Raw genomic sequence first — 4,299 nt, forward strand, 5'->3', positions numbered from 1 at the left:
AAAAAAGGGCGATACTTTTGAGTTTAATGGCAATACCAAAACGGAGCACGACCGTATCACAGGCATCTTTCTACGTCTATCCAATCAAGCAGCTTTACAAGGTGCCACATTACGAGTTTGGATCGATGATACCGAGATTATTCCCGATGATACCGAAGTAGCCCTATTGCATCACAGCGATGATATGAGCATCAAAGACGTAGCTTTTGCAGTAAATGAAAAAGCCAAGAATAGTCCGGTACGCATCATCTACAAAGACAATAGCGAAAACCTTGCTGTAGCAGATAGCTACTATGTTCGAGTATATCTACTTGCCGAGGTAGAGAAAAAGTAACCTTCAACTCCCGAAAAATGAAAAGATACTTTGTGATCACTCACCAGTCAAAAGACAATGCACATTTAAATGTTCAGGATTTACTGCCTGCCGCATGTACGCTGATTACAGGCATTGCAGTAAATACCATTGTCAAGCAAGATGCACAAGCAGAGGAAGTATTTGAGCAATTATCCTTTCCGCAAAGGCTAATCACCCAATTGCTTCAGGATGATCCAATAGCAGAGCTGTTCTATTCCTACCTGCGTACACGTTCTAGCATTGAAGAAAGTAAAGCCTTTTTCGAAAGTGATATACTGCCTGAAATAATCAGAGTATTGAGCACTAACATCGTATTCTCTTGCTTTACAGCAGAACAACAAGAGCAATTCAATAATAGCATCGTCAATCTATTTCAGGCACAATTCACGGATTACATCTACAATGAAGCAAAGCTTTTTGACAAAGGTAGTCTGATGACAGATCTGGATTTTACAGACTTTATAGCACAGCAAACACTGATATTTTGCTACAACAATAAGGATGTAATTTTTAAACGTAGCACACAAACCTACAAACAACCCGAAGCCTACGAATGTGGCCATATCAGTCTTCTTATAAACGGTAATAGTTTCCTACTTCGAGACTATATTATCACCGCAAATAGAAAGGTAAAGCACCTGAGTAAAGAAATTATTCCATTTCACGAACCACTTGAGGTGAATAGCACTATGTATACTGTTTTTAAGAGCAATAAGAATAATATAGATAGTTCTCTAAGCATCCGAATTTATATCGAATATGAAACGAGCATATAGGTAAAAATCTAGTGAGACTGAATCCTTTTTTAATTCAAAAACAATAATGAGATGAACACCAGTGAGCTATTACATACCATTGCCAAAGACCGTGTTTCTGGGATGCGAACTATAGATAGTTACCAGTTGAAACCAACGGTCATTAGAGTTACGAGTGCTGCTATGTCCATCGATTTGAAAAACGATATGTGGATACTCAACACCAGAGCTTTATCTGCAACGATCACTGAATTAGAATTAGCCAGTAGCGATAACATATTTACAGCTACACCCGAAGAATACGACTTTATGGATGAATTTCGCTATCAGGTTTTTACCGATTACATCGATATCAAAACCACAGCGGAAAACTTTCAGCCCTATCGCTTAGAATTTGTAAAGATCATCCCGCACAGAAATCCACAAAGTGGAGATTAATACTGTGGAATATTAACTACTTGATACTGAAATAATGTTAGATTATAGAGAACAAATACAAAGTATATACGATTTCCTAAAGCGTTCAGAGGCAGAGCAAAAATACCCTTACGCTTATGAAATCTACCTTTTAACTGGAGCTGAAGAAACAGCACTCACTTCCAGGACATCTGGCACAGCCAAGTTCAATCAGGATGTGGAAAGTGCCATTGATAAAGCCAAGCAAGCACATGGCATGCTCAGGGTAAGTGTGTTCGGCGGTAAAAGCCCCAATGCACGTCGATTAAACAATTACACAGTCAACGTTAGCGGATTGCTGAGTCCACAGAAACAAGCCTTGGAGAAAGGCGAGATACAAACCTTAATCAAAGAAGAGATCAGCCAAATTCAGCCACCTGCAGGAGGATTAAATGATTTAAATAACCTCTTGGGGATGGTAACTGGTAAAACTGATGGTGCACAGGGAATAGAAGGTCTATTTGGACTATTCAACACCATCTCGGGCAGCAACAAAGAGATCGATCGCATTGCCTACCAAAAGCAGTTGGACGACTTTAAGTTTGAAACACGGCATACCATGCTTCAAGAAAAGTTGGAGAAGCTAAGCAGCGAGAATGCTGAGCTACGTGTGGATAGAGAACGCTTTCTAAACGAAAACAAGGATCTGAAAAATGAAAAGTCAGAACTAGAAAATCGTTTAGCAGGCTATGCACCCAATGAACTGATGAAGCGTGTTGCAGTGGGTGTAATCTCAGGCATTGGAGGTCGCATATTGAGTAATTCACCCAAAACAGCCGAGCTACTGGGGCTAAGTCCCGATGAATTAAAAGGAGCACTAGGCATTGTGGATGATGTGAACGATCAAGAAGGATTCACACCAGACACAAATGTGGAAGTAAGCGAGATAGGCAATCCTAAAACACCCGAAGAAAAGAAGAAAGCAGCCATCATTAAAAGCCTAAGCGAAGCATTATCCACATGGGATTTACAAGATGTAGCCAAGATAGCCAACATCATTGGTCTGTGCTTAGATAAAGCAGAACGCATCAATGAAACACTAGCATTCTTAGGCCAATCGATAGAAGGTGCTGATTCGCAGGAGTACGAAACATAAGAGTAATAAAACGAATTTTAAAAATATACGTCATGAGAAAATTTAAAGTAGGTATTACCATAGAAGCAGAAGCACCAGAGACAGTTAAGAAAGTGGGGAATCTCATTCAGAATGCTGTCAATAAGGTAGAACAGGAAGATATTATTCGTCTGTTGGAAAAAGTGGCTAAAAACCCACAAATCATCAAAACAGCCTTGAAGTTCGTGTAATGGAATTGTCCAATTCAAATAAGGCAGCACTGCTCACTACAGGCATCAAAATAGGTGTTCCGATGGTGGCAATTGGCGTGGGTATTATTCTGGTTAAAAGGATGCTCAAAAAGAATGCAGATGGAACGAGCACAAGGACTGCACCCTCATTAAAGGAAACGCATATTCAAAAGAATAATCTAACGATAACGACTTCTGATGCAGCCTTATTTGCCAATACACTCTATGGAGCGATGTTAGATTTTGGAACCGATGAAAAGACCATTTTCAGCATCCTTGATAAAATCAAGACTAAAGATGACATGCTTTTGGTGATAAAAACCTTTGGTATGAAGATGTATCTATGGGGTTCTCGAGCTGCATTTTTAGGTCAGAATTACAATTTGATTGGATGGTTCAGGTTTGAGTTAGGCACAAAAGAAATAGCCCAGATCAAACCCAAATTTGATGAATGGGGCATACCGCTCTAATACAAGACATACGATGGATAAGAAGCAAAAGAAGATATTATTTATTTCGGGAGGGTTGTTAACCACTGGGGCAATAGCCACGGCTCTATTGTTGATTCGCAGAAGAAACAAAAGCCAACAAGGCCTATTGCCCCCAAGTGGTTCATCCATCAAACCATCTAATATCTTAACTACCAACAACAAGGTTTTACCCAACACTTTTCGCAATTGGAAGGGAGGCACAACTTATCTATCCAATATGCCACGAGGTATTAGAAATAACAATCCTGGTAATCTGATCTATACCAATATAAAGTGGAACGGCAAGCTACCCAAAGCACAAAACAAGGACAGGCGTTTTGAAATGTTCATCGCACCAGAATATGGAGTTCGGGCAATGATTAAAGACCTTAAAAATGACATCAACAAGGGTAAGAATACAGTACCCGCTTTAATTAGCGAATATGCGCCCAAACACGAGAACAACACAAGTGCCTATATCAATACCGTTTGTCGTGATTTAAAGGTGAGTAAAACGGCAAAGCTCTTACCCAGTCAAAATACATTACGACTCCTAGTGCTTTCCATTTCTCGAGTAGAAAATGGAGGTAATTACGTGTCTAACGAGTTATTTAATAAGGCTTACTCAATGATCTAACTATCAGAGAGAGTAACAAATATTTGCAGTACAAACAATAGAAAATTACAATATGGCAACGATTAAAATGTTCTCTGGAACAACTCCACCATCACTAAAAAAAGGCGAATGGGCATCAGATGGTCATTATGCCTATTTAGGCATGGATCATGGTCAATATAAGGTGTTTCAGGGTGTTTTTGATATGAGTAAAGACCAACAAGTCACCGGTTTTGAATATGATCTTGATCAGAAGGCTATTATCATACCCACGGGCACACCATTTTCACAATTACAAAGGCTATTTGATACCTTACCAAAGGCCTTAAAATACCATACCAA

Annotated in this window: 8 protein-coding genes; all 8 read left to right on the forward strand. The window is 39.4% G+C overall.

Annotation, left to right across the window (positions count from 1 at the left end; genetic code table 11):
* Positions 1 to 334: hypothetical protein (locus A8B35_RS23440; RefSeq protein WP_171973249.1), on the forward strand; the 334-nt coding region annotated here is incomplete at its 5' end.
* Between the two features lie 17 nt (positions 335 to 351).
* Complete coding sequence (locus tag A8B35_RS21070; protein WP_075603957.1) at positions 352 to 1,131, forward strand: hypothetical protein; 780 nt, start codon at positions 352 to 354, stop codon at positions 1,129 to 1,131.
* Between the two features lie 51 nt (positions 1,132 to 1,182).
* Entirely contained in the window at positions 1,183 to 1,548 is a 366-nt protein-coding gene (locus A8B35_RS21075; protein ID WP_075603958.1) for a hypothetical protein, read from the forward strand.
* Between the two features lie 34 nt (positions 1,549 to 1,582).
* Positions 1,583 to 2,662 (forward strand): hypothetical protein, encoded by a 1,080-nt coding sequence (locus A8B35_RS21080; protein ID WP_075603959.1) that lies wholly within the window; start codon positions 1,583 to 1,585, stop codon positions 2,660 to 2,662.
* Between the two features lie 32 nt (positions 2,663 to 2,694).
* Positions 2,695 to 2,871 carry a hypothetical protein gene (locus A8B35_RS23445; RefSeq protein WP_171973250.1) on the forward strand — a complete coding sequence of 59 codons (177 nt, stop codon included), beginning with the start codon at positions 2,695 to 2,697 and terminating at the stop codon, positions 2,869 to 2,871.
* Positions 2,871 to 3,341, forward strand: coding sequence for a hypothetical protein (locus tag A8B35_RS21085; protein ID WP_075603960.1), 471 nt, complete (start codon positions 2,871 to 2,873; stop codon positions 3,339 to 3,341). The genes A8B35_RS23445 and A8B35_RS21085 overlap by 1 nt, the downstream gene beginning before the upstream one ends.
* Positions 3,319 to 3,978, forward strand: a complete 660-nt coding sequence (locus A8B35_RS23095; protein ID WP_222844200.1) for a hypothetical protein — start codon at positions 3,319 to 3,321, stop codon at positions 3,976 to 3,978. The genes A8B35_RS21085 and A8B35_RS23095 overlap by 23 nt, the downstream gene beginning before the upstream one ends.
* Before the next feature lie 52 nt (positions 3,979 to 4,030).
* The coding region (locus A8B35_RS21095) for a hypothetical protein (protein WP_139314968.1) at positions 4,031 to 4,299 on the forward strand (269 nt) is incomplete at its 3' end.

Origin of the sequence: Saccharicrinis aurantiacus (assembly GCF_001660705.2) — a bacterium.
In the GTDB taxonomy this organism is placed as follows: Bacteria; Bacteroidota; Bacteroidia; order Bacteroidales; family Marinilabiliaceae; genus Saccharicrinis; species Saccharicrinis aurantiacus.